The following is a 24,518-nucleotide window of genomic DNA, read 5'->3' as shown; positions in this document are numbered from 1 at the left end:
ATCATTTTCAGACAGGCTTACCCAAAACCGGAGAATAAAATGATTGTTGAAGTAAATGTTCCTGTATTTGCCGAAAGCATTACTGAAGGTACCTTGTTGTCTTGGCACAAAAAAGTTGGAGAATCTGTTGCTCGTGATGAAGTATTGGTAGATATCGAAACAGATAAAGTCGTATTAGAAGTACCCGCCCCTCAAGCAGGCGTGTTGGTAGAAATTATCGTACAAGACGGTGAAACCGTTGAAACTCAACAGCTCTTAGCTAAAATTGATACCGAAGCTGCTGCTTCTGTTCAAGAAGCACCCGCACAAGAATCTCCACCCACAGCAGCGCAAGCTAGTGCAGCTCCAGCTTCCTCTTCACAATCCGGCGTTGCTATGCCGGCTGCAGCCAAGTTGGCGGCAGAAAAAGGCGTAGACATCAGCAACGTACAAGGCTCTGGTCGTGACGGTCGAGTTTTGAAAGAAGATGTGCAAAACGCAGCACCTTCTGCGCCTAAAGCTTCCACAGCGGCTGCACCTCTACCTGTCGGTGAACGTCCTGAGCAGCGTGTTCCGATGAGCCGTCTGCGCGCCCGTGTTGCCGAACGTCTACTGGCATCACAACAAGAAAATGCAATCCTGACCACCTTTAATGAAGTGAACATGAAACCGGTGATGGATTTGCGTAATAAATACAAAGAAAAATTCGAAAAAGAACACGGCGTCAAACTTGGCTTTATGTCATTCTTTGTTAAAGCAGCTGTTGCAGCTTTGAAGAAATTCCCAGTTGTAAATGCATCCGTTGACGGTAAAGATATCGTTTATCATGGTTACTTCGATATCGGTATCGCTATCGGCAGCCCACGTGGTTTGGTTGTACCCATCCTGCGTGATGCGGATCAAATGAGCATCGCTGACATCGAAAAAGCTATTGTTGATTACGCCGTAAAAGCCAAAGACGGTAAAATTGCTATTGAAGATTTAACCGGTGGTACGTTCAGCATCACCAATGGCGGCACTTTCGGTTCCATGATGTCTACCCCGATCATCAACCCGCCACAATCTGCTATTTTAGGTATGCACGCAACTAAAGAACGAGCCGTGGTGGAAAACGGCCAAGTCGTTGTCCGCCCGATGATGTACTTAGCTTTATCTTACGACCACCGAATCATCGACGGTAGAGAAGCTGTGTTAACGCTCGTTACCATCAAAGATTTATTGGAAGATCCTACTCGTTTGCTGCTTGATTTATAAGAGCAATTTCAGACAGGCATATTTAAAATATGCCTGTCTGAAATTCTACGTAAAGGAGTTCAAGCATGAAATGTTTAATTTTATTATTTACTAGTCTAACCTTAGTTGCCTGCGCAACACCAAACCCCGCATACACGCTTACGGCTTACACGACCAAAGGTAGAATGTTAGGAAAAAAAGTCGAACTTTCCTCGAATAAGGCTGGTATTCCGATGATGCGTGATACATTATGCAAAACCTATCCCAACGCCATTATTCGCGTTCGGGATAAAAATGGTAATGAAGCTACGGAATATAGCCCTTATACTTGCCGTTAAATTTCATGCTGCGAAATATCAAAAACCAATATTTAAAATATTTTAAGGATAAACTATGTCTCAATATGATGTTGTTGTAATCGGCGCTGGCCCTGGCGGTTATATTGCTGCTATCCGAGCTGCACAACTTGGCTTTAAAACTGCCTGTATTGATGCTGGTGTCAATAAAGCCGGCGACGCGCCTGCACTTGGCGGAACCTGTTTAAATGTCGGATGCATTCCTTCTAAAGCGCTTTTACAATCAAGCGAACATTTTCATGCTGCGCAACATGATTTTGCCGAACACGGTATCAATATAGGCAGCGTTAAGTTTGATGCAGCTAAGATGATTGAACGCAAGGATGCCATCGTTACCAAACTTACCGGCGGCATCGCATTCCTCTTCAAAAAAAATAAAGTCGAGAGCATTCATGGTAAAGGATCATTTAAGGGTAAAAACGGTGATCTGTATCAAATCGAAGTAGACAATAAAGGCGAAAAAAGCTTGGTTGAAGCCAAAAATGTTATCGTTGCTACCGGTTCTGTGCCACGTCCACTTCCTCAAATTGCTATTGATAACATCAATGTATTGGATAATGAAGGCGCCCTCAATTTAACAAAAGTACCTAAAAAGCTTGGTATTATCGGCGCCGGCGTGATTGGCTTGGAAATGGGTTCTGTTTGGAAACGAGTGGGTGCGGATGTAACTATTTTAGAAGTGCTTCCCACATTCTTGGCCGTAGCAGATCAACAGATTGCCAAAGAAGCATTCAAATACTTCACCAAAGAACAAGACTTAGATATTCAACTGGGTGTAAAAATCGGTGAAATCGAAAGCAAAAAGCAAGGTGTAACCATCAATTATGAAACTGCCGATGGCCAGGCCAAAAAAGAAACTTTTGATAAACTCATTGTTTCCATTGGCCGTATTCCCAATACTGACGGTTTGAATGTTGAAGCTATAGGTTTGGAAAAAGACGAACGTGGCTTTGTGAAAGTAGATGATGAATGCCGCACCAATTTGCCGAATGTTTGGGCAATCGGAGATGTCGTACGCGGTCCGATGCTAGCGCATAAAGCAAGCGAAGAAGGCGTTGCTGTCGCAGAACGAATTGCTGGTCAAAAACCTCATTTAGATGCTAACACTATTCCTTTCGTTATCTACACCGACCCCGAAATTGCATGGGTGGGTAAAACTGAAGAACAGCTTAAAGCTGAAGGTATAGAATACAAAAAAGGAACTTCAGGCTTTGGAGCAAACGGCCGAGCTTTGGGGCTAGGCAAAGCAAAAGGTACGGTAAAAATTCTCTCTGATGCAAAAACTGACCGTATTTTAGGTGTACATATGGTTGGACCAATGGTTAGCGAATTAATAACCGAAGGTGTTATAGGTTTAGAATTCAAAGCATCCAGTGAGGATATTGCCCGCATTATTCACGCACACCCAACTTTATCTGAAGTATTGCATGAAGCAGCGCTAGCTGTAGATAAACGCGCTTTACATGGATAATTTACAATATTCATTATAAAAGACCGTTCAATGAACGGTCTTTTTTGTAGCTATGTAACATAGATTTAACGGGCTTTTGGAATAATAAAAATCACGGAAGCCTTATATAGTCAATCAACTTAAGAAAAAATACATACGTCATAATCGAGCTTGAACCGAGCATTTCTCAACATTACCTAAATTCAAAATACTCGGGTCAAGCCCGAGTATGATGACATTGTTACTATGTAAGTGGTTTAACTATACCTTAACAATACTTACAATGATTTTTTCCAATTGATCAAAAATATTACAATATCATCAAATTTTACAAGCACCGCCCGCACAACCATCATCCTGTAAATCCACTTGTGTATCATCCGCACCATCGCGCGTATTATGATAATAAAGTGTTTTCAAACCATATTTATATGCTGTCAACAGATCTTTGAGCATTTGTTTCATAGGCACGCGACCACCTTCAAAACGCTGTGGGTCATAGCTGGTATTAGCAGAAATAGATTGATCAACAAACTTCTGCATAATCCCTACTAATTTGATGTACCCATCATTATTTTTCATCTGCCATAACAGTTCATAATCATTCTTTAAACGCTGAAATTCAGGTACAACCTGTTTTAATATTCCGTCTTTAGAAGCTTTGATTGAAACCAACCCGCGCGGGGGCTCAATGCCATTGGTTGCATTCGCTATTTGACTGGAAGTTTCTGACGGCATCAAAGCGGTTAATGTGGAATTACGTAAACCATACTGTAAAATTTCAGAACGTAAGCCCTCCCAATCTAAATGGAGCGGCTCATCGCAAATACTGTCTAAATCTTTTTTGTAAGTATCAATTGGCAATTTTCCTTGAGAATAAGTGGTTTCTTTAAACAAAGGACACGTACCATATTCTTTAGCCAAAGCGACTGAAGCTTTCAATAAATAATATTGGATAGCTTCAAAAGTCCTGTGTGTTAAATTAATGGCAGAATCATCGCTGTATCTCACTCCGTTTTTAGCCAAATAATAGGCATAGTTAATTACACCGATACCCAAGGTTCGACGGTTCATTGTGGCATTATAAGCAGCTTTCACAGGGTAATCCTGATAATCAAGCAAAGCATCTAATGCGCGAACTGCCAAATCAGCCAAGCTTTCCAGCTCATCCAAACTTTCCAATGCGCCAAGATTAAATGCAGACAACGTGCATAGAGCAATTTCACCATTTTCATCATTGATGTCATTCAATGGTTTGGTTGGTAATGCTATTTCTAAACACAAATTTGATTGGCGAACCGGAGCTACCTTGGAGTCAAATGGGCTATGCGTATTGCAATGATCCACATTCTGAATGTAAATACGTCCGGTACTTGCTCGCTCTTGCATCAATAAGGAGAATAAGTCCGTCGCAGGAATAACACGTTTACGGATATTTTCATCTTGCTCATACTTAGTATAAAGCCGCTCAAATTCATCCTGATCTTCAAAGAATGCATCATACAAGCCAGGAACTTCATGAGGAGAAAATAAAGCGATATTTCCCCCCTTAATCAAACGTGTATATAGTAAACGGTTTATCTGTACACCATAATCGAGATGCCGCACACGGTTATCTTCTACACCCCGATTGTTTTTCAAGACCAAGAGGCTTTCCACTTCAAGGTGCCAAAGCGGATAAAACAATGTTGCGGCACCACCACGCACACCGCCCTGAGAACACGATTTCACGGCTGCCTGAAACATTTTAAAGAAAGGAATACAGCCTGTATGCTGAGCTTCTCCTCCGCGAATCGCACTGCCTAATCCACGAATACGGCCGGCATTAATGCCGATTCCTGCACGCTGGGAAACATATTTAACGATTGAGCTGGTAGTGGCATTGATACTATCTAAGCTGTCGTCACACTCAATCAATACGCATGAACTAAATTGGCGTGTTGGCGTACGCACACCGCTCATTATTGGTGTAGGCAATGAAATTTTAAATTGGCTGGTAGCATCATAAAAACGCTTAACATAATTTAAGCGGCTTTCTTTAGGGTATCTGGCAAATAAACACATAGCCACTAACACGTACAAAAACTGAGGGGTTTCGTAAATTTCGCGTGTTACCCGGTTTTGTACAAGATATTTGCCTTCAAGCTGCTTCACAGCAGCATATGAGAAAGTCATATCCCGCTCATGATCTATATAATCATTCAGCTCATTAAATTCTGCTTCGGTATAGTCTTCTAGAAGGTGTTTGTCATATTTACCTTCTGCCACCAGTTTAGAAACATGGATGAATAAGTGTGGGGGCTCATATTGGCCGTAAGCAATTTTGCGTAAATGGAAAATGGCCAAACGCGCTGCTAAATATTGATAGTCGGGAGATTCTTCCGAAATTAAATCCGCTGCCGCCTTGATGATGGTTTCATGAATATCGTCTGTACGTATCCCATTATAGAACTGGATATGCGATTTCAATTCAACCTGAGAAACCGAAACGTTATCCAAACCTTCCGCCGCCCAAGTAATAACACGGTGGATTTTGTCTAAATTCAGTTCTTCTAAACGACCATCACGCTTGGTCACTTTCAGGTTGCTTGTTGCATTCATCAGTTCATCCTAAGTCACTTCAAGTATTAATTTAATAGGTCTCTAATGGGTACACTATTTTTCAACAATATATAATATTTTTCTGGCTTTAGACAGTCTTGACAAAAAACTGTAATCCTAGTTCAACACTCCCTTGCATGATACTTAAGACATCAATACTTCGATAACTCTTGCCATAACCGAATATTTGCTCAGCAAAATAATAACTGTTAATTTTTGAAAATCAAAATTTATGTCGCGTCACGCACTACAAAAAGTAAAAACCTTGTCTATCGACAAGGTTTTTCATTGACATAAATCTTTATTCTGCTGCTGGCGTTTCTGCCGAGGCGGCAGCTTGTTGCTGTACTGCTTGTTTATTCTCGTGTTGTAGGCTTACTGCGCGCGCAGGAACAATTGTTGAGATCGCATGTTTATAAACCATTTGAGTTACAGAAGTGTTACGCAATAACACAACATATTGGTCGAACGACTCAACTTGGCCTTGTAATTTAATACCGTTCACCAAATAAATAGATACAGGAACATGTTCCTTACGAAGTGCATTCAAGAAAGGATCTTGTAGCATTTGTCCTTTAGCTGTCATATTTAATACTCCATTTTTATGATTTTTGATTGTAATAATTTGTACTACTTTGGAATTGTAGCCTTGAATGCTCATTTTTACCAATCTTTTTCGGTAAGAATGTGCAAAACATTTATTCAGCATCTGAATTAACCATAATCAGCTTGCCGGATAAATCTCTTTTCAGACAGGCATTGAATGCCTGTCTGAAAATCTTAGTTTGCGCTTTGTTTTTTCTTGATGCTTACTTGGCGCTTTTTCTTTAGACGGTTTTTTTCTACTTTTTTGCCTTCTCGTTTTTCAATCCTATTGCTCAATTGTACTCGTCGTAACGGTTTGTTTTTCGGCTTCTCATCCGCATTTTCATAAGGGTTATCTGACACATTGTATTGAATACGCAGAGGTGTGCCTTGCAGATTAAAAGCTTTTCTAAAAGTCTGTGTCAGATACCGGGTATAGGCCTCGGGTATGTGTTGCAAGGCGTTGCCGTGTATAACGATAACAGGCGGGTTCATACCGCCCTGATGGGCATAGCGCATCTTTGGTCGAACCAATCCGGCACGGGGTGGGGCTTGACGCTCAATCGCACTTTGTAAAACACGGGTAATTTTCGGTGTTGGCATTTTTATCATGGCAGCATCATAAGCCGCCTGAATACTTGCAAACAAACCGTCGATACCTTTTTCTTTCAATGCTGAAATATAGTGAAATTTGGCAAAATCTAAAAAATACAGTTTGCGTGCAATATCGCGTTTGATTTGAACCTTTCTATCTTCATCAATATCGTCCCATTTATTGACCGCTACGACCAAAGCCCGACCCGCTTCCAGTGCAAAACCTGCAATGGTGGCATCTTGGTCTGCAATATCTTGCTGTGCATCTAATACCAACACGGCTACATTAGATGCTTCCACTGCTTGCATAGCTTTAATCACTGAAAATTTTTCAACGGCTTCTTCAACTTTTCCGCGCCTGCGTACACCTGCGGTATCGATGATGGTAAAAGGTTTACCTTCACGCTCAAAATCGATATGGATACTGTCTCGCGTGGTGCCTGCCATATCAAAAGCAATTACCCGCTCTTCGCCCAAAATAGCATTAACCAAAGTAGATTTTCCAACATTGGGTCTGCCTATTACAGCAAATACAGGATGTTTGGCAATTTCTTCGGTTTCTTGAGCATCTGGAAATTTTTCCAGCACATCTTCAATCAAGCTGTATACACCGTCGCCATGCGCGCCGGATACCACGTAAGGCTCGCCTAAAGCCAGTTCGTAAAACTCCGCTGCCAATACACTCCTGTTTGCTCCTTCACCTTTATTAACTGCCAGAAACACCGGACGAGGACTTTGCCGCAAACGGTCGGCGATAATTTTATCTTGCGGCGTTAAGCCTGTTCGACCGTCTACGAGAAAAACAACAGCGTCTGCTTCATCAATCGCTTGCAACGTATGTTTGGCCATTTCATGCAGAATACCGCTATCTACCACAGGTTCAAATCCACCGGTATCAACAACCAAATAAGGCTTGCTGCCGACCTTTCCATGTCCATAGTGACGATCACGGGTAAGACCGGGCATATCTGCGACCAAAGCATCTTTAGTACGGGTCAGCCGATTAAATAAAGTGGATTTTCCGACATTGGGTCGGCCGACAAGTGCGATTGTGGGTTTCATCAAGATATTCTCTACCAGCCGATTGTAATACCTTTATTCAGTATATTCGGCTGCTTTATTAAAATCAGTAAGATTATCATCTATAGTAAATAAACTTATTTTTTGATACAAGGAGCAAGCCGCAGGCAGTACAAGTAGTACGGCAAGGCGCAGCAACACCGTAGCAGAAATAATATTTATTTGCGATAACGACAAAGTAACATGAACTTTCGTTTTTCAGACAGGCATTAAATGATCAAGGGCTTACAGGTTTAGTGTAAGCCTTTGAGTGTTTATTTCAATTGATCAAGCTTGAACTGGAGCAATTCGCGTGCTGCTGCTTCCTTCGGCAGTTTGTTTAGTGCATCTTCATAAGCAGCAACGGCTTCTTTGCCCTTACTTTGCGCAACCAGCACATCGCCTTTTAGCTCCAACAATACCGGCTGAAAAGCTTCGTCAACAGGGGTATTCAAAGTAGCCAATGCTTCATCAAATTTTTGCTGTTGCAACTGCACGGTTGCTAAGCGTTGTGCGGCAAGTGCCTGTACCAAAGAAGTTTTTTGATTCTTCAAAACCCAATTCAAATGCTTGGTTGCTGCATCATAATTACCTTTGTCGAACTCAGCAGCCGCAGCCATAAAGGTTGCTTGTGCAGCTGCGATGGTTTTCGGGTAGTTTTGCTGCAGATTCAGCAAATCAACATGCAGTATCTTTGGATCTTTACTGGTTTGCGCTTTGGAGGCCATTTGCGACAGAATTTCTGCCGCCTCTTCGTTTTTACCGGCTTGATAATTTTTATAGAGTACGAGACCTAAATAAGCCAAGCTGCACGCTACCAATAAGGCAAAAATCCAACGCCCCCAACCTTTCCAGAAATGTTTGAAATTCTCTAATTCTTGTTGTTCTTCAAGATGTGATGCCATTTATGTATTCTTCCATTCTTGTAAAGTTGTCAATAATTGTTCGGCATTTATTGTTTGCTGGCCCAAATTACCCTGCATATCTTTCAAAGTAACCGAACCACTTTCCAGTTCGCTTTGCGCCACAATCAAAGCAAAACGTGCGCCGCTCGCATCGGCCTTTTTCATTTGCGCTTTCAGACTCTGGTTGCCCGAATGCTGCAACACACAAAATCCGTTTTCACGTAATAAATGTGAATATTGCATTGATTTCAAGGCAGCGCCCTCGCCTTGATGCATGCTGTAAACATCAGGTGCGGATTCACTTTTCAGACAACCGTATTCATTAACCAATAGCAATAACCGTTCAACACCCATAGCGAAACCGATGGAAGGAGTGTTTTTTCCACCAAGCTCTTCAATCAAACCATCGTAGCGGCCGCCGCCGCAAACAGTGGCCTGAGCGCCAAGTTTATCGGTTGTCCATTCGAAGACCGTTTGGTTGTAATAATCCAAACCGCGAACCAAGCGCGGGTTCTCTACATATTGGATACCCAAACCGTCGAGCATGCTTTTAAGCTCGTTGTAATGTGCCAGTGAAGCTTCGCCTAAATAATCGGTAAGCCGTGGCGCGGCATTGCAAATTTCCTGCAAATCGGGATTTTTGCTGTCTAAAACACGCAAAGGATTGGTATGCAAACGCCGCTTGCTGTCTTCATCCAACCTGCTTTCATATTGGCTTAAATAATCAACCAATGCGCTGCGGTGAGCTGCCCGCTCTTCCCTATTGCCCAGATTATTTAATTCCAATGTCAGATACTGGCTGATCCCTAATTCTTTCCACAAGTCGGCGCACATGGCTATCATCTCGGCGTCAACATCAGGTCCTTCGAAACCTAGCGCTTCAACCCCTACTTGGTGAAACTGACGATAACGGCCTTTCTGCGGGCGTTCGCGACGGAACATCGGCCCCATATACCAAAGCTTCTGAGGGCTGTTGTAAAGCAGATTATGCTCAACCACCGCACGCAAACACGAGGCTGTGCCTTCAGGACGCAAACTCAAACTGATAGAATCGTTGGAATCGGAAAAAGTATACATTTCTTTGCCGACCACATCGGTTTCTTCCCCGATCGAACGTACAAATAAACCGGTTTGTTCCAAAATCGGTGTGCGGATTTGCTTGTAACCGAAACGCTTCGTCCAACGGACAACCACATCTTCAAACACCTGCCAAAATGCCGAAGTAAGCTTGAAATCTTTTTGTTCCACCGGCAATAAATCGTTCATACCTTTTACGGCTTGGATTTTGTTACCCATTTTAACTTCTTTATATATGTTGATATTGATTTCCCAGATGCCTGTCTGAAAGGCTTTCAGACAGGCATTGATATCCTTTGCTTATTTTGCCGCTTGAATAGGGATAACACGGTTTACAGAGCGTTTTTTACCGTTTTCTCCATAATTGCTTTCTACATATTCTTTCACAATTTCTAGAAATTCAACGGCCATATTATCGCCTTTCAAGGTAACTTTCCGCTCGCCATCAACATACACCGGCGCGACAGGCGTTTCTCCGGTTCCCGGCAGGCTGATACCGATGTCGGCCAATTTACTCTCGCCCGGGCCGTTGACCACACACCCCATCACTGCCACATTCAAGTTTTCCACACCCGGATATTTAAAACGCCAAATTGCCATCTGCTCGCGTAAGTAACGCTGAATATCTTGGGCCAGCTCTTGGAATACAGTGCTGGTCGTACGGCCGCAACCCGGGCATGCGGTAACCATAGGAGTAAACGAACGCAAACCCATGGTTTGCAGAATCTCCTGCCCAACCACAACTTCTTGGGTTCTCGAGCTGCCCGGCTCGGGCGTTAAAGAGATGCGGATGGTATCGCCTATTCCTTCTTGCAAAAGTACAGCAAGCGCCGCCGTTGAAGCTACGATACCTTTGCTGCCCATTCCTGCTTCGGTTAAACCCAAATGCAGCGGATATTGGCAACGGCTGCCTAAATCTCGATAAACCTGAATCAAATCCTGCACAGCACTCACTTTGCAGGAAAGAATGATTTTGTTTTCAGACAGGCCTAAATCTACTGCTTTTTGAGCGGATTCCAAAGCAGAAACAATTAGAGCTTCTTTCATTACCTCGTCGGGCGTTTTCGGCAAACCGGCTGCGATGTTTTCATCCATCATACGCTTGGCCAAGCTTTGATCAAGCGAGCCCCAGTTAACACCGATACGCACAGCTTTATCGTATTCCGCGGCCGTGCGGATCATATAAGCAAATTTCTCATCTCCTTTAGCACCTTTACCCACATTACCCGGATTAATCCGGTATTTAGACAAAGCTTTCGCACAATCCGGAAATTCAGCCAGCAAGCGTTCGCCGTTAAAGTGAAAGTCGCCGACCAACGGTGTGTTGCAGCCCATATCGTCCAAACGTTGACGAATTTCTGCTACTTTTGATGCCGCTTCCGGACTATTGACCGTGATGCGCACCATTTCAGAGCCTGCATCAGAAAGCTCTTTAACCTGCGACGCAGTGGCTTCTGCATCCGCCGTATCAGTGTTGGTCATAGATTGCACAACCACCGGCGCATCAGAACCGACTGTTATATGATCAATTTGGACTTGATGTGTTTTTCGACGTTTTATTGTGTATTGGCTCATGTTTATTGACCTGCTTTAAATACTGCTGTTGTGCGACCGACCAGATAAGGTGCCCAGTTAATTTCCTGTCCGCCGAAATTAACAATGCTGCCGTGTACCACACCAATGCGCACATCATACGGAGCATTACCTTTGAAGCGATGTTCGCTGGCTGCCGGTACAATCTGATTCACCAGTTCAGCGCCTGTTTTATCTTTCACAACCAATTTGGTTCGATAACGAACTTTTATGTATAACTCATCCGCAGCTACCGCCAATGTTTCCTGCTCATTACTTGGTGCCGACGCTGCTGAAGCTGCCGACACCACCGAGGTTGATGCGGCAGATGCTGCCACGTTACCTTCTTCCATCGGTACAACTGTGACATTTTTCTGCTTCAGCTCCGTGGCCCGCTGCATAACCTGCTCAGTAGAAGATTGCGCCTGCATATCATCTGCCGCTTTTTGAGTGGCAGACTTACTCTGCCAGATAAACACGCCGCCTACCGCAACCGCCGCCGCACATACTGCAACAATCCAGCCTGGAAAGCTTTTTTTCTCTTCCAGATAGGCATAGCGCTCTTTATCACTCTTTTTATAACCGCTGAAAATATTTTTTTCAGAAACCGGAGCTACTTTATCCAAAAGCCCGGTTAACTCAGCTTCATCCGCTTGAACCAAGCGGCCGTATGCACGTAGAAACCCCCGTACAAACACCATATCCGGCAACTGACGGTAATCACCCATCTCCAAAGCGGCAACCTTATCCACCGGCAATTTCAAACGCTCTGCCACTTCTGCCAGAGTCATGCCCTTTTGCTCTCTCAGAGCAACCAACATTTTGCCCAGCTCTTGAGCATCCGGATTAATGTTCATTTATGATTCTCTCACTTTATTCCGCCACCGGTAACCGACTGCAGCTCTTCCGAATAAGGATACAAAGCACGCAACTGAGCTTCATATTCATAAGCAGCCTGGCCGTTACCTAAGGCTTTGGCCAATTTCCATCCGAGCAACAAATCATCAGCAGAAAGCATTTCTACCCTGCTTTGATATTGTCTGAAATACATATCGGCTTCGTTTAATTCACCGGCCAGTAATTTAGTACGCGCCAACTCTTTAACAGCCGGAACAAAATTGGGAGCCGCCGCAATTGAGCGTTCCAAATAAGCTTGCGCTAAAGAATATTGACCCATTTTCGCACTGCATACCCCTTTATTCAGATAGGCAATAAAAGGGCTCGGATAAGTTGGGTCTGCCAACGCCTTATCAAAGTAAGGCAGGGCAGCATTCGGATTGTTTTTTACACTGCACAAAAACCAGCCGTAGTTATTGTTGATTTCAGCGCTATCCGGCTTAATCGACAAACCCTGCAAAAAGCTTTCTTCAGCACGCTCAGGCACTTTCAAAAATTGATAAATCTGAGCGCGAATCAGCCAGGCCATCTCGTTTTTACTGTTTGCTTTCAATGCTTCTTCGATACTGGCCGTTGCCAAACGGTAATCTTTGGCACGCATGTATTCCACTGCCAGCTGGGTCTGAATTTGTGATACTTCTACTGCCCGCTCTTTAGCAGTTGGTTTTTTAAACCCTTTGCTTGAACAGGCACCCAACAGCACAGCCAATAAAACGGGGACCCATAATTGCTTCATCACACTCACCTTAATTATCGAAATTTATTGTTGCACCAGCAATTGCTGCCACTTCTGCTGGCGGCGTGTTTTATCTTGAACCTGTCCTGCCAGTTGGCCGCATGCAGCGTCAATATCGTCACCTCTGGTTTTACGCACCGTCACCACAAAACCGGCTTCTTGAAGAATCTCTTTAAACACACGGATAGCATCGTTACTTGATCTATCATATCCCGAGTTCGGAAACGGGTTAAACGGAATCAGATTAAATTTACATGGCACATCTTTTACCAATTCAATCAATTCCTTGGCATGCTGTGGTTTGTCATTGATGCTATCAAGCATAACATATTCAAATGTCACAAAATCACGTGGCGCTTTAACCAAGTAACGCTGACAAGCCGCCATCAATTCTTTCAACGGATATTTTTTATTCAGCGGCACAATCTCATCACGCACCGCATCATTTGAAGCATGTAAGGACACAGCCAGCGCAACCGGCATCGCTTCTTTCAAACGATCCATCTGCGGCACCATGCCGGAAGTAGAAACGGTTACGCGGCGGCGCGATAAGCCATAGCCATGGTCATCCAGCATTATGCTCAAAGCCGTAACCACATTATCAAAGTTAGCCAAAGGCTCGCCCATGCCCATCATCACCACATTGGAAATAACGCGTTCATTTTTCGGGGTTACGCCCATTGCCTTATTCGCCCACCAAAGCTGGCCGATAATTTCTGCCGCACTCAGGTTACGGTTAAAGCCCTGTCGGCCGGTGGAGCAGAATGTGCATTCCAACGCACAGCCTACCTGAGAGGAAATACATAAAGTGCCACGCTCGGCTTCTGGTATGAACACAGTTTCCACACCATTTCCGGTACCTACATCCAGTAACCATTTGCGGGTGCCGTCTCTCGATTCTTGTGCAGCCATCAACGCAGGCACGCCGACTTCTGCCTTGTCCTGCAATTTTGCACGCAAGGATTTTGCCAAATCGGTCATTTCAGCAAAATCAGACGCACCTGCTTGGTGCATCCAACGCATAACCTGCTTGGCACGGAACGGTTTTTCACCCATTTCAGCAAAATGTTGGGTTAAACCGCTTAAATCATAATTTAATAAATTGGCTTTCATATATTTCAAAAACCTTTAGGCTGCCCGAACCATTCAGGCAGCCTTTGGCATTTCAATGCGCTGATCAGCGTGAGCAAATTTCGCTTTGGCTGAAAAAGTAAGCAATTTCGATTGCTGCGTTTTCAAGGCTGTCTGAACCGTGTACAGCGTTCTCACCAACAGAAGCAGCGAAATCTGCGCGGATGGTACCGGCAGCAGCTTCGGCAGGATTGGTTGCGCCCATGATTTCACGGTTTTTGGCTACGGCATTTTCGCCTTCCAAAACTTGCAGCATGACAGGACCACTGGTCATAAACTCTACCAACTCTTGGAAAAAAGGACGCTCTTTATGAATAGCGTAAAAATCTTCCGCTTCTTTTTTGCTCAATTGCTTCATTTTGGCAGCAACGATGCGCAAACCGTTTTCTTCGAAACGGTTGTAAATTGCGCCGATATTGTTTTTACCTACTGCATCGGGTTTAACGATAGAGAAAGTACGTTGGATAGTCATGTCATGCTCCTTAATATTGAATGACTTGGTAAAAAGCAAAGTTCTATATTGTACAAGATTGCAGATGCATTCTGTAATATTTTTTGTAAATTTATTTATCTGATTTAATAAGCTATTTAAGGGTTAAATGCGGCAAAGCCAAATATTCTTCCGACTGCATTTCCACCATACGGCTTACCGTACGCACAAATTCGTTGGCAAAATCGCCTTCTATATAAATCTCCTCGGCAGGCACTTCGCTGGTGGCGCATACTTTTACGCGATAATCATAAAATACGTCTATCAGCCAGGTTAGGCGGCGCGCTTCCGAACGCTCGGCAGGCGTGAGTTTTTCCAAGCCTGAGATGAACACCATTTGATAATGCTCGGCCAAATAAAGATAATCGGCTTGCGAGCGCGGGCCGAAACACAAGGTTCTGAAATCAAACCAAATTACCCGTTCGGTACGCCCTTTACATTCCAGCTCCCGGCCGTGAATGGTAATTTTTTTATCAAGCTGTTTTTGCGAAGCGGTAACTTGGGCAAACAGCGCACCCAGTTTCTGCTCGTTTTCGTCATCGGCGGGCACATAAAACACCTCGGCCGGGCTTAATGTGCGCAAACGGTAGTCCTCACCGCCATCCACATTCAAAATTGTCAGCTTATCTTCCAGCAAAGCAATAGTAGGTAGAAAACTGCTGCGGTTTTGCCCTTGCGGATAAAGCTCCGAAGGCGCATAGTTGGAAGTGGCAACCAGTACCACACCTTCGTTAAACAGATTTTCCAGCAAACGTCCGAGAATCATGGCATCAGCAATGTCGCTCACATGAAATTCGTCAAAACACAATACCCGAGTTTCCCGGGCGATTTCCGAAGCAACTGCTTTTAGAGGGTTGGCTTCGCTTTTCAGGCCGCGCAGGCGCCGGTGGATTTCTGCCATAAATGCATGAAAGTGTACCCGGCGCTTGCGGCGGTAAGGCAGGCAGCCGTAAAACACATCCATCAAAAAGCTTTTGCCTCGGCCTACGCCGCCATAAAAATAAAGCCCTTTCGGCAATTGCGGGGAACGCAGGCTGCGGCCGAGAAAACGGTTGCGCTTGCGTTTGAACATCATCAATTCCGTCCATAGACGGTCAAGGTGCTCGATGGCTTTTTTCTGTGCATCATCACGGATAAAGCCCGGCTTGGTCGATGCTGCCTGATACCAAGTAAGCGGGCTGTGGTTTGCGTAATCCGGCGCGATAAAACGTTCGTTCTGTTGTGTCATAGAGGGTAATCAATTTCCTTATAATATCGGCATTATAGTGGATTTAATCTGAAGTTAGAAACCTGCTGAAAACGTGAAAGCCGCAGCCCGCTTGAATTGGCGGATTTTGGCGCAGGATATTTCAAGAATGCCTGCCTGAAAGCTTGAAAACAGCTTTCAGACAGGCATTCTATCGATTCAGACTATTTTTTCTTGTGCCAATAGGTATAGATTTCCATTAAGGCATAAGGCAGATCTTGCTCCATTTTAGCGGCTTCCGCTTCGGTAAAAGTGAGCACGGCATTGTCGTTGCGGTATTCGTCATACATGCCGCCAAGTGCCATTACTGGGTAAAACAAATCTTCAAAATCATCATCACCCGCCGCTTCAAACCAATCGGTCTTCACCACATCCAAAGCATACAGATAAGCATTACACCAAGTATAAAAATCGCTTTGGCCGTTTTCATCATCGTAAAGCAATAAATCAGGCAACCGCCCTGCTTCCAGCTTTTTCTTCAAATCGAAAGCCAAACGCAACACCAGCATTTGGATTTCTTCTGTTTCGTTCCGGTCGAACAAATCTTCACCACCCAAAACCTCGGGCAGCCAGATGTGCGGCTCTGTTTTATCGGGGCCGCTCAATAAGGCAAGCATGAATGCCTGCACTTCGTCCAGCCGCATCGTATTGCCGCTTACGGCTTTCGGGTCGAGCAAAGCAGCCAGTTGGCTTTGGGCTGCCGAATCAAAAGGGAGCATATTTTTCCTTAAATTTTATTTTTCAGACAGGCATACATCTCAAGCAGCCTTTCAAATTTTATCTTGCATTTTTGCTTCTTGCGCCGCCTTATATTCACGCAAATATTCTATGGCAGCGGCTTTTTCCGCTTCACTGCCATATTTCACATCCCGCAGCGCACGACGGTAACTTGCGCGCTCTTTCGCCTCTCTGATTTGCTGCTCTTTGAACGTTTCTCTATTAACCGGAACAATGCGACGCTCCTGCTGCGCTTGCGCACGCGCCATGGCTTGCGCAATCAAGTCGGCAGGATTAAACGCAGCTTTCTGCTGCTCTTGCCCAGCGAATTGCTGCATACGCGCTTTGGCCGCCGCTTCTTTTTCTGCCAAATACGCCTTGCGTTCGGCAGCATCGCGGGTTTTACGCACCTCATGCCATTCATAGCGGGCTTTAGCATGAGCGGCTGCTGCAAAACGCGGTTCTTCATCTTGGGCCAGATCTCTGGCAAGCGGCAGATAATCAGCTTGAACCGGCTGCATATAAATACAATCGACCGGGCACGGCGCTACGCACAAGCCGCAACCCGTGCATTCAGACGCAATCACCGTGTGCATCAGTTTGGAAGCCCCCATAATCGCATCCACCGGGCATGCACGGATGCAGGCCGTGCAGCCTATGCACACCGCTTCGTCAATCCACGCCAAAACCTTTTCTTGAATTTTAGCCGGAGCAAGCGCAGGACGGCCTAACAAAGCTGCGATATCCTGCATCACTTCGTTGCCGCCGGGCGCACACAGGTTTACCGCAGCCTCACCTTGCGCCAGCGCCTGTGCATAAGGCTTGCAGCCTTCATAACCACACTCGCGGCATTGCGTTTGCGGCAAAATCGATTCAATGCGCGAAACCAAAGAAACATTCATCTTTTGAAATACTTAAAACAGGAAGAACGGAATTATAGCGGATAACAGAATGCCTGTCTGAAAACCTCTGCGCTTCACAGCAAGATTTTCAAACAGGCATTGTCATTTATTCAACACAGCTCAGTTTTTTTTCGCCGCCATTCTGGCCCGAACCACCTCAACCACCGCAGGCATAACAGACACAACAATAATTGCACCCAATACCAAGCCTAAGTTGTTTTTAACCACGGGAATGTTGGCGAAGAAATAGCCTGCATAAGAAAACAGCACCACCCATAAAACCGCGCCGATGATATTGAAGCGGATAAATCTGGCGTAATTCATGTGCGCCATACCGGCCACAAACGGAGCAAACGTGCGCACGATCGGCACGAAGCGCGCGATGATAATGGTTTTACCGCCGTATTTTTGGTAGAACTGATGGGTTTTATCAAGATAGCTGCGTTTGAAGATTTTGGAATCGGGATTGGCAAATAACTTGGCACCAAAATATTTACCAATCATAAAGTTAACCGCATCACCTACAATCGCAGCAATCAGCAGCAGCAAAACCATCAAATGGATATTCATACCGCCCACAGCCGCGATACCGCCCGCCGCAAACAATAAAGAATCTCCGGGTAAAAACGGCGTGACCACCAAACCGGTTTCGCAGAAAACAATCAGAAACAAAATCCCGTAAATCCAGGGGCCGTAATCGGCAGACAAAGCCTGCAAATGCTGATCGATATGCAGAATGAAATCAATAACAGTGGCAATCACAATATATTCTCTATGATGTAAGGTGTTTAAAATCTTGCAAAAATCGGCGCATTTTAAAGCCAAACCTACCCGCTTGCCAAATTCATTCAGATAAACGCACACGCTTGCAGCTATTCGTTAAAACAACGTACAATTCCGTGTCCTTTCCAACCCGAGCCAGCCGTGAACCAGCTTATTTTCGATTTTGCCAGCCATGAATATCCCGGCTTCGACGAATTTCTGGGTAATGCCAACAGCGAGCTGGTACACGTTTTGAAAGAACAGGATAACCAGTTTCTCTACGTTTGGGGCGAAGAAGGTTCCGGAAAAAGCCATCTCTTGCGCGCCTGGGCCGATAAAGCGCAGCAAAGCGGCAAAAACGCCCGATATATTGATGCGCGCACCGCTCCGCTCACTGAAGAAGCCTGCGAAGCGGATTATCTGGCCATCGACCAAGTGGAGCTGTTAGACGCCGAAGAACAATCCCTGTTGTTTGCCGTGTTCAACCGCTATCGCAACAGCAGCCGAGGTTCCCTGCTTCTGAGTGCCGATGTAAAGCCGCAGCATTTGTGCCTGCGCGAAGATTTGCGCACCCGCATGGCTTATTGCCTGGTTTACGAAGTGAAACCGCTCACCGACGAAGAAAAAATCCAAGCCCTCTCAAGCCTCGCCCGCACTCGGCGCATTCCCGTTGACCCAACCATCTTCAATTACCTGCTGCTGCATTGGCGGCGCGATTTGGGCAGCCTGATGAATATGCTCGACGCCTTAGACAATTATTCCCTCACCATGAAAAAGCGCATCACCCTGCCGCTTTTACGCCAACTTCTGAAACAACAGGAAGCAGAATGAAAAACCTTGCCATTTTCGACTTAGACAACACCTTAATCAACACCGATTCCGACCATTCCTGGCCGCAATACCTGATGAAAAAAGGCTTGGTCGATATCGAATACACCCAAAAGCAAAACGACAAATTTTATCAAGATTACCAAAACGGCTGCCTGAATATCGATGAATTCCTCAAATTCCACCTTGAGCCTTTAAGCCGCTTCAGTAAAGAAGAGCTGGCAAAGATGCACGAAGAATTCGTAGCCGAATTTATCGCGCCGCACATTTCCATGATGGCCAAAATGCTGGTTCAAAGCCATCGGGACACAGGCGACGAACTTTTGGTGATTTCCTCCACCAATGAATTCATCATCACACCCATCTGCCACCTTTTCGGCATCACTAATATTATCGGCACCCAGCTTGAAACCTGCTCGGACGGCCGCTACACCGGCAGCTACATCGGCACGCCCAGCCTGAAGGAAGGCAAAATCACCCGCCTGAACGAATGGCTCGCAGCGCGCGGCGAAACCCTGCAAAGCTACGGCAAAACCTATTTTTACAGCGATTCGAAAAACGACCTGCCGCTACTGCGCCTGGTAAGCGACCCCGTAGCCGTCAACCCCGATGAAACCTTGCAGCAAGAAGCCTCAGAAAAAGGCTGGCCTGTGTTGAATTTTAGATAAGGTTATCTGAAATGCCCCAGTTCAAACCCGTTATCATCACCACAACGGTTGCCGAAGCCGCAGAAGCGGAGCGTATCGGCAGCTTGTTATTAGAAAACCGCCTCGCCGCCTGCGTTCAATACGAAAACATCCGAAGCCAGTATATGTGGGAAGGCAAAATATGCAACGATGATGAAATCCGCATCACCATCAAAAGCGCCCGCTGCCACTTCAGCGCGGTCGAAAAAATCATCCAGCAAAACCACAGCTACGAATGCCCGCAAATACTAATGCTGCCGATACACCGCGGCCACCGCCCTTATATGAAATGGTTTAAAGAACAGGTGGGCTGCTGATACCGGCATGCCTGTCTGAAACAAACTTGAGAAATATTCCGGCCAAGCGTGTACAATGCCGCCTTTGCATTTTTCAGACAGGCATAATCCTGCCTCTTCCAAACACACACATCCCAAGAAAGCCAACCAATATGTTCCGCACTATGCTCGGCGGCAAGATTCACCGCGCCGTCGTAACCGAAGCCGACTTAAACTACGTCGGCAGCATCACCGTTGACCAAGACCTATTGGATGCAGCCGGCATCTGCGTTAACGAGAAAGTACAAATCGTCAACAATAACAATGGCGAGCGTTTTGAAACCTACACCATCCCCGGCGAACGCGGCAGCGGCGTGGTCTGCCTAAACGGCGCGGCTGCCCGGCTGGTGCAAAAAGGCGATATCGTGATTATCATGTCGTATGTAATGCTTTCCGAACCAGAAATTTCCGCGCACGAACCCAAAGTGGTTCTACTCGACGAACACAACCGAATCCGCGACATCATCCACTACGAGCCGCCGCATACCGTGCTGTAACAACAATGCCTGTCTGAAACCCTTTTCAGACAGGCATTGCGCCCAAGCCGAACACCAGCGCGCCTTACATCCCAAAATCAAGCCCTTTAATATAACCAACGAAACAAGCCAAGCTTTCTTCATTACAATAACACAACAAAATTTATCCTATATTTTCAGACAGGCATCACTCATGGCCACCCCTGTCTGAAACAACCAAGATGTAATGAAACACACTCCCGCTTTTTTACTCACCGCCCTTCTGCTTGCCGGCTGCCAATCACTGCCGCCGCTGGAAAAGCGCAGCAGCAGCCGCTACATCAAAGCGCCCAACGCCACGCGCGTGCACAACGTGCTGCACAACGGCAATCCGGCGCAAACCCACAAAGCAGACATATCCGGCATTTATCTGCTCAGTGACCCGCACGACGCATTTATCGCCCGCGCGACCCTTATCGAATCGGCCGAAGAGGCGCTCGATATCCAATACTACATCTGGCATAACGATGTATCCGGCAAACTGCTGATGCAAATGGTGGAAGCGGCCGCCAAACGCGGCGTGCGCGTGCGCATCCTGCTCGACGATAACAACACGCGCGGCATGGACAATATCCTTACCGCGCTCGACGAACACCCCAATATCGAAATCCGCGTGTTCAATCCTTTTGCCAGCAGAAGCATGCGCAGCTTGGGCTATCTGCACGATTTTCCCCGCCTCAACCGCCGCATGCACAACAAAACATTCACCGCCGACAACAAAGCCACCATACTCGGCGGCCGCAATATCGGTGATGAATATTTCAATATTTCCAATGATGTAGGCTTTGCCGACCTCGATATCCTGGCAACCGGCAGCGTTGTCGGCCAAGTTTCCGGCGATTTCGACCGCTATTGGGCCAGCGAATCCAGCTACCCGATTGCAGACATAGCCAAGAATGCCGACCTTGAAAAAGGCAGGGCGGAGTTGGATTATGTTAGCGAAGAAGACCAAGCATTACGCGCACTTTATCAAAGCAGGCTGCAATCATCGCCGCTGCATCAGGCGATGACAGAAAGCGGCATTCCGTGGATTTACGCGCCCACCAAATACATCAGTGATGACCCGACCAAAGGCTTGGATAGAAGCAAAAACAAACCCCTGATTACCGAAAAAATCGACGAAGCCTTAGGCTCGCCCGAGCAGGAAATCTATATCGTATCGCCCTATTTCGTTCCCACCAAACAAGGCACGGAAGCCCTTGCCGAATTGAGCCGCAACCAGGTTGCCATTACCGTTTTTACCAATTCGCTTCAGGCCACCGACGTTGCCGCCGTACACTCCGGCTATGCCCGATACCGCAAAAAGCTGCTTCAGGCAGGCATTGAGCTTTATGAGCTGAAAGCCATCCATTCCGTGCCCAAAATTACCGACAAAGGCTTGGTTGGCAGCTCGTCTTCCAGCTTGCACGCCAAAATCTTTATTGTTGACCGCAAACGCATATTCATCGGCTCCTTCAATTTTGACCCACGCTCCGCCCGCCTGAACACCGAAATGGGCGTGGTGATTGAAGACCCAAGGCTGGCCGAACTGATGCAGCAATCGCTCCGGCAAAATGCACCGCGCATGGCCTACAAAGTTACGCTCGGCTCGAATAAGCGCCTGCAATGGCAAGACCCGCAGGATAATCAAGTCAGCAAACACGAGCCGGAAGCGAAATTATGGAAACGTCTGATTTCCAAAATATTTTCCGTGATGCCGATTGAGCGTTTGTTATAGTGGAATAGCCGATAACCGCTTGTCTGCGCTCGGCCAACACATTTTCGCGCTTGAGTTCCACCCGTTTCAGGGCTGCATCGTTGCGTTTGTCTAGTGCTTGCTCAATCACGCTCTCAGGCATATAGCTTTGGCTGTTGCCGTGCCATTCCGCTTTACAGATCAAGCGGCCTGCATCGTCATACACCCACACCCATTGCGCATCTTGCACGTCGTAGCCAACCCGCAGCTCTTCGCCGTTAAATTCTTCTAAAACCGCTGAAAAATAAACGTTATTAAAGAGTTGCACTTCGCCGCGTCGTACCGTGCACATTTTTTGCGGTCTGAACAGCCAGCCTTCGTCTTCCGGCAACACTCTCGGCGGTTCGCCGAACTCTTTTACCTTCAACGCCCACATTTCGTTTGGCGTCATATGGCGTTTTTTGCCGTCGTCGTCGGTAAACTTCAGCAGGCTGCGGTGCGGGCGGTTGTTGTAGGCTTCGATTTCCGCTTCGATAAACGCTTTAAACTCGTCCCATGTCGGGATTGGCGAGTTGATAATCTTGCCTTGCAGCTTGATTTCCTTGCGTGTCCAATGAAACAGCGATTTGCGCGCCTCCGTATCCATGTCTTTACCCACATAAGTCGGCAGCTTTCGCGCTGCGCGGGTAAAAATGTTATGGCTTCGCTCCGATACACCTTTCGCTTGAGAGTTATAGGCAAGTGAGTGTTTCATCGTCATACCCAGCCTGCCCATAATCCCCGTTGCTTCATCGGTCATCATCAAGTTTTCAAAGCCTTTACCCCAGTCCACATACCACACCGCACCGATAGCCGACCGGCTCGCATGGCATAAGGCTTCCAGCACCGTGAATCTGCTTTCTGCCAAACCCACGCTCCAGCCCATACAGCGTCGCGTTGCCACATCGATTACCGTTGTGATCTCAGGGCGGAACGGGTGTCCGCTCATCGGGTTAAGCACTTCGGCATCAAATGTGTGGCCGTCTGCGGTGTAAATCGCAGCAGGCGGCAAGTGCAGAAACTCGCGCCGTTTGTGCGGCAAGTCGTTTTTCAGCTCACGCTTGCCTTTGCGGCCGTCTTGCAAGGCCACATTGCCAACCTTGCTCATCGCCCGTCGCACCGCGTGTATGCTCGGCACCTTAACCAGCGGCATTTCAACCGCCAGCGCATCTAAAAACGCTTCATAGGCCATCTGAACGCTCGGTTTTGTCGGCTGCCGGTAATACTTCAAAAACAGCGGCAGCCAATCAGGCATATTCATGTCGGCAGTTGCTACTTTCGGTACCAGCGTGTTGCTTTCCCGTTGGGCAAACCATCTTTTGATGGTTCGCGCGCTCGGCAACTTCAAACTGCCTGCACCGCGCTCGTCTAACGCCAGCTCAAACATCTTGGCGATATGCTCAAACTGCGACAGCTTTGCCTGTGTCAGCAGCGTAGTGATCGCAGCGTCTTTACCGACACTCGATTCAGCCATCAGCCGTTCCACCGCATTCAACACTCCGAGCCTCGCTCCCTCGCGGGTGCGCTGTGTCTCGGTGGTTTGCGTGTATCGTATTTCAGTCGATACCGCCGTATTTTTTGCCGCCAACACCGACAGCGCTTGCGGTGCCGTTTCTGCCAGCACCTTAGCCATCTCACGCTCTTGTATCTGCGCCATCACTTCGGGCGGTGGTGTGTATTCGCGGCGTTTGCCGTTGCGCCCGCCTTTGCCTGCTACCTCAACGTAGGGCCAGCTCTCTCTTTTCGCCTTATCGCCTAAGCCAACTTTTGTCGCGGGCAAGCAGTCAAGCTTCATGTCGAGCAATTCGGCTATCGAATAGTGAGTTTTCATGCTGCCGATTCCTTATATAAATGTGCGTAGCGCGGTCGGATGCGCTTTCCGTCTTTTGTCCACCGTTCCGGCCACAGCTCGTGCAACGGTTTGTCTAAAATTTTCGCAATCGCCTCTTCACCTGCTTTAGAGGGCTTGTTTAGGGCTTCCCGTACCGTTGTCGCACCGATTCCCGCCTCCCGCGCCACATCCTCTAACGTATAGCCCTTGATACGCAGATGCGCTCTGATAAGTTCAGGATGTAGTCCGCTCATCGCTTTTTATTTCCTTTCGTCTTTAAAGATATATAAAATGCATTTCCATTCACAATAAAGGAT

Annotated in this window: 24 protein-coding genes; 8 read left to right on the top strand and 16 right to left on the bottom strand. The window is 46.5% G+C overall.

Going from position 1 to position 24,518, the window contains the following annotated elements:
- Positions 1-39 precede the first annotated feature (39 nt).
- The 3 genes from odhB to lpdA all read left to right on the top strand — a co-directional run bounded on the left by odhB (position 40) and on the right by lpdA (position 3,039).
- The gene (gene odhB / locus AKG09_RS05020) at positions 40-1,233 is read left to right on the top strand and encodes a 2-oxoglutarate dehydrogenase complex dihydrolipoyllysine-residue succinyltransferase (protein WP_054618382.1); all 1,194 of its coding nucleotides are present in this window, start codon (positions 40-42) and stop codon (positions 1,231-1,233) included.
- A gap of 65 nt (positions 1,234-1,298) precedes the next feature.
- Positions 1,299-1,550 (top strand): hypothetical protein, encoded by a 252-nt coding sequence (locus AKG09_RS11615; protein WP_082391803.1) that lies wholly within the window; start codon positions 1,299-1,301, stop codon positions 1,548-1,550.
- Positions 1,551-1,605: 55 nt separating this feature from the next.
- Complete coding sequence (gene lpdA / locus AKG09_RS05015) at positions 1,606-3,039, top strand: dihydrolipoyl dehydrogenase (protein WP_054618381.1); 1,434 nt, start codon at positions 1,606-1,608, stop codon at positions 3,037-3,039.
- A gap of 300 nt (positions 3,040-3,339) precedes the next feature.
- On the opposite strand, the gene nrdA is transcribed toward lpdA, so the two are convergent.
- From nrdA to AKG09_RS04945, 14 genes are all read right to left on the bottom strand, one after another.
- Entirely contained in the window at positions 3,340-5,619 is a 2,280-nt protein-coding gene (nrdA, locus tag AKG09_RS05010) for a class 1a ribonucleoside-diphosphate reductase subunit alpha (RefSeq protein WP_054618380.1), read from the bottom strand.
- A 301-nt stretch (positions 5,620-5,920) separates the two neighbouring features.
- Positions 5,921-6,205 carry an RNA chaperone Hfq gene (gene hfq, locus AKG09_RS05005; protein WP_054618529.1) on the bottom strand — a complete coding sequence of 95 codons (285 nt, stop codon included), beginning with the start codon at positions 6,203-6,205 and terminating at the stop codon, positions 5,921-5,923.
- A gap of 194 nt (positions 6,206-6,399) precedes the next feature.
- Complete coding sequence (gene der / locus AKG09_RS05000) at positions 6,400-7,860, bottom strand: ribosome biogenesis GTPase Der (protein WP_054618379.1); 1,461 nt, start codon at positions 7,858-7,860, stop codon at positions 6,400-6,402.
- Between the two features lie 272 nt (positions 7,861-8,132).
- Positions 8,133-8,762 carry a tetratricopeptide repeat protein gene (locus AKG09_RS04995; RefSeq protein WP_054618378.1) on the bottom strand — a complete coding sequence of 210 codons (630 nt, stop codon included), beginning with the start codon at positions 8,760-8,762 and terminating at the stop codon, positions 8,133-8,135.
- Positions 8,763-10,058 (bottom strand): histidine--tRNA ligase, encoded by a 1,296-nt coding sequence (gene hisS, locus AKG09_RS04990; protein WP_054618377.1) that lies wholly within the window; start codon positions 10,056-10,058, stop codon positions 8,763-8,765.
- 81 nt (positions 10,059-10,139) lie between these two features.
- Complete coding sequence (gene ispG / locus AKG09_RS04985) at positions 10,140-11,414, bottom strand: flavodoxin-dependent (E)-4-hydroxy-3-methylbut-2-enyl-diphosphate synthase (protein ID WP_054618376.1); 1,275 nt, start codon at positions 11,412-11,414, stop codon at positions 10,140-10,142.
- 2 nt (positions 11,415-11,416) lie between these two features.
- On the bottom strand, positions 11,417-12,268 hold the full coding sequence (locus AKG09_RS04980) for a RodZ domain-containing protein (protein WP_054618375.1): 852 nt from the start codon (positions 12,266-12,268) through the stop codon (positions 11,417-11,419).
- An 11-nt stretch (positions 12,269-12,279) separates the two neighbouring features.
- A complete protein-coding gene (pilW, locus tag AKG09_RS04975; protein ID WP_054618374.1) occupies positions 12,280-13,044 on the bottom strand; it encodes a type IV pilus biogenesis/stability protein PilW in 765 nt (254 codons plus the stop codon).
- Between the two features lie 24 nt (positions 13,045-13,068).
- Positions 13,069-14,157 carry a 23S rRNA (adenine(2503)-C(2))-methyltransferase RlmN gene (rlmN, locus tag AKG09_RS04970; RefSeq protein WP_054618373.1) on the bottom strand — a complete coding sequence of 363 codons (1,089 nt, stop codon included), beginning with the start codon at positions 14,155-14,157 and terminating at the stop codon, positions 13,069-13,071.
- A gap of 64 nt (positions 14,158-14,221) precedes the next feature.
- A complete protein-coding gene (ndk, locus tag AKG09_RS04965) occupies positions 14,222-14,647 on the bottom strand; it encodes a nucleoside-diphosphate kinase (RefSeq protein ID WP_054618372.1) in 426 nt (141 codons plus the stop codon).
- 112 nt (positions 14,648-14,759) lie between these two features.
- A complete protein-coding gene (gene zapE / locus AKG09_RS04960; protein WP_054618371.1) occupies positions 14,760-15,893 on the bottom strand; it encodes a cell division protein ZapE in 1,134 nt (377 codons plus the stop codon).
- A gap of 182 nt (positions 15,894-16,075) precedes the next feature.
- Positions 16,076-16,630 carry a UPF0149 family protein gene (locus AKG09_RS04955; protein ID WP_054618370.1) on the bottom strand — a complete coding sequence of 185 codons (555 nt, stop codon included), beginning with the start codon at positions 16,628-16,630 and terminating at the stop codon, positions 16,076-16,078.
- Positions 16,631-16,681: 51 nt separating this feature from the next.
- Complete coding sequence (locus AKG09_RS04950) at positions 16,682-17,530, bottom strand: RnfABCDGE type electron transport complex subunit B (RefSeq protein ID WP_054618369.1); 849 nt, start codon at positions 17,528-17,530, stop codon at positions 16,682-16,684.
- Positions 17,531-17,650: 120 nt separating this feature from the next.
- Positions 17,651-18,292, bottom strand: coding sequence for a DedA family protein (locus AKG09_RS04945; protein ID WP_054618528.1), 642 nt, complete (start codon positions 18,290-18,292; stop codon positions 17,651-17,653).
- A gap of 162 nt (positions 18,293-18,454) precedes the next feature.
- Between AKG09_RS04945 and hda the strand changes: the two genes are divergently transcribed.
- From hda to AKG09_RS04920, 5 genes are all read left to right on the top strand, one after another.
- Positions 18,455-19,123 carry a DnaA regulatory inactivator Hda gene (hda, locus tag AKG09_RS04940; RefSeq protein WP_054618368.1) on the top strand — a complete coding sequence of 223 codons (669 nt, stop codon included), beginning with the start codon at positions 18,455-18,457 and terminating at the stop codon, positions 19,121-19,123.
- Positions 19,120-19,788, top strand: coding sequence for an HAD family phosphatase (locus AKG09_RS04935; RefSeq protein WP_054618367.1), 669 nt, complete (start codon positions 19,120-19,122; stop codon positions 19,786-19,788). The genes hda and AKG09_RS04935 overlap by 4 nt, the downstream gene beginning before the upstream one ends.
- 11 nt (positions 19,789-19,799) lie before the next feature.
- Positions 19,800-20,123 (top strand): divalent-cation tolerance protein CutA, encoded by a 324-nt coding sequence (cutA, locus tag AKG09_RS04930; protein WP_054618366.1) that lies wholly within the window; start codon positions 19,800-19,802, stop codon positions 20,121-20,123.
- Positions 20,124-20,254: 131 nt separating this feature from the next.
- Entirely contained in the window at positions 20,255-20,638 is a 384-nt protein-coding gene (gene panD / locus AKG09_RS04925) for an aspartate 1-decarboxylase (RefSeq protein ID WP_054618365.1), read from the top strand.
- A 205-nt stretch (positions 20,639-20,843) separates the two neighbouring features.
- The gene (locus tag AKG09_RS04920; RefSeq protein WP_054618364.1) at positions 20,844-22,373 is read left to right on the top strand and encodes a phospholipase D family protein; all 1,530 of its coding nucleotides are present in this window, start codon (positions 20,844-20,846) and stop codon (positions 22,371-22,373) included.
- Here AKG09_RS04920 and AKG09_RS04915 read toward each other — a convergent pair.
- Together AKG09_RS04915 and AKG09_RS04910 are read right to left on the bottom strand one after the other, a co-directional pair.
- Complete coding sequence (locus AKG09_RS04915; RefSeq protein ID WP_054618363.1) at positions 22,288-24,201, bottom strand: Mu transposase C-terminal domain-containing protein; 1,914 nt, start codon at positions 24,199-24,201, stop codon at positions 22,288-22,290. The two genes, AKG09_RS04920 and AKG09_RS04915, sit on opposite strands and share 86 nt — an antisense overlap.
- Positions 24,198-24,455: a helix-turn-helix domain-containing protein gene (locus AKG09_RS04910; RefSeq protein WP_054618362.1), complete on the bottom strand. Its 258-nt coding sequence runs from the start codon at positions 24,453-24,455 to the stop codon at positions 24,198-24,200. The genes AKG09_RS04915 and AKG09_RS04910 overlap by 4 nt, the downstream gene beginning before the upstream one ends.
- Positions 24,456-24,518: the final 63 nt, after the last annotated feature.

The organism is Neisseria sp. 83E34, assembly GCF_001308015.1.
GTDB lineage: Bacteria > Pseudomonadota > Gammaproteobacteria > Burkholderiales > Neisseriaceae > Neisseria.
The sequence above is the reverse complement of the archived record's forward strand: the minus strand, read 5'-3'. Positions and strand labels throughout refer to the sequence as shown.

Bases quoted from the DNA above. Each gene is read 5' to 3' on its own strand.
- odhB (WP_054618382.1), top strand. From the start codon at position 40: ATGATTGTTGAAGTAAATGTTCCTGTATTTGCCGAAAGCATTACTGAA.
- AKG09_RS11615 (WP_082391803.1), top strand. From the start codon at position 1,299: ATGAAATGTTTAATTTTATTATTTACTAGTCTAACCTTAGTTGCCTGC.
- lpdA (WP_054618381.1), top strand. From the start codon at position 1,606: ATGTCTCAATATGATGTTGTTGTAATCGGCGCTGGCCCTGGCGGTTAT.
- nrdA (WP_054618380.1), bottom strand. From the start codon at position 5,619: ATGAATGCAACAAGCAACCTGAAAGTGACCAAGCGTGATGGTCGTTTA.
- hfq (WP_054618529.1), bottom strand. From the start codon at position 6,205: ATGACAGCTAAAGGACAAATGCTACAAGATCCTTTCTTGAATGCACTT.
- der (WP_054618379.1), bottom strand. From the start codon at position 7,860: ATGAAACCCACAATCGCACTTGTCGGCCGACCCAATGTCGGAAAATCC.
- AKG09_RS04995 (WP_054618378.1), bottom strand. From the start codon at position 8,762: ATGGCATCACATCTTGAAGAACAACAAGAATTAGAGAATTTCAAACAT.
- hisS (WP_054618377.1), bottom strand. From the start codon at position 10,058: ATGGGTAACAAAATCCAAGCCGTAAAAGGTATGAACGATTTATTGCCG.
- ispG (WP_054618376.1), bottom strand. From the start codon at position 11,414: ATGAGCCAATACACAATAAAACGTCGAAAAACACATCAAGTCCAAATT.
- AKG09_RS04980 (WP_054618375.1), bottom strand. From the start codon at position 12,268: ATGAACATTAATCCGGATGCTCAAGAGCTGGGCAAAATGTTGGTTGCT.
- pilW (WP_054618374.1), bottom strand. From the start codon at position 13,044: ATGAAGCAATTATGGGTCCCCGTTTTATTGGCTGTGCTGTTGGGTGCC.
- rlmN (WP_054618373.1), bottom strand. From the start codon at position 14,157: ATGAAAGCCAATTTATTAAATTATGATTTAAGCGGTTTAACCCAACAT.
- ndk (WP_054618372.1), bottom strand. From the start codon at position 14,647: ATGACTATCCAACGTACTTTCTCTATCGTTAAACCCGATGCAGTAGGT.
- zapE (WP_054618371.1), bottom strand. From the start codon at position 15,893: ATGACACAACAGAACGAACGTTTTATCGCGCCGGATTACGCAAACCAC.
- AKG09_RS04955 (WP_054618370.1), bottom strand. From the start codon at position 16,630: ATGCTCCCTTTTGATTCGGCAGCCCAAAGCCAACTGGCTGCTTTGCTC.
- AKG09_RS04950 (WP_054618369.1), bottom strand. From the start codon at position 17,530: ATGAATGTTTCTTTGGTTTCGCGCATTGAATCGATTTTGCCGCAAACG.
- AKG09_RS04935 (WP_054618367.1), top strand. From the start codon at position 19,120: ATGAAAAACCTTGCCATTTTCGACTTAGACAACACCTTAATCAACACC.
- cutA (WP_054618366.1), top strand. From the start codon at position 19,800: ATGCCCCAGTTCAAACCCGTTATCATCACCACAACGGTTGCCGAAGCC.
- panD (WP_054618365.1), top strand. From the start codon at position 20,255: ATGTTCCGCACTATGCTCGGCGGCAAGATTCACCGCGCCGTCGTAACC.
- AKG09_RS04920 (WP_054618364.1), top strand. From the start codon at position 20,844: ATGAAACACACTCCCGCTTTTTTACTCACCGCCCTTCTGCTTGCCGGC.
- AKG09_RS04915 (WP_054618363.1), bottom strand. From the start codon at position 24,201: ATGAAAACTCACTATTCGATAGCCGAATTGCTCGACATGAAGCTTGAC.
- AKG09_RS04910 (WP_054618362.1), bottom strand. From the start codon at position 24,455: ATGAGCGGACTACATCCTGAACTTATCAGAGCGCATCTGCGTATCAAG.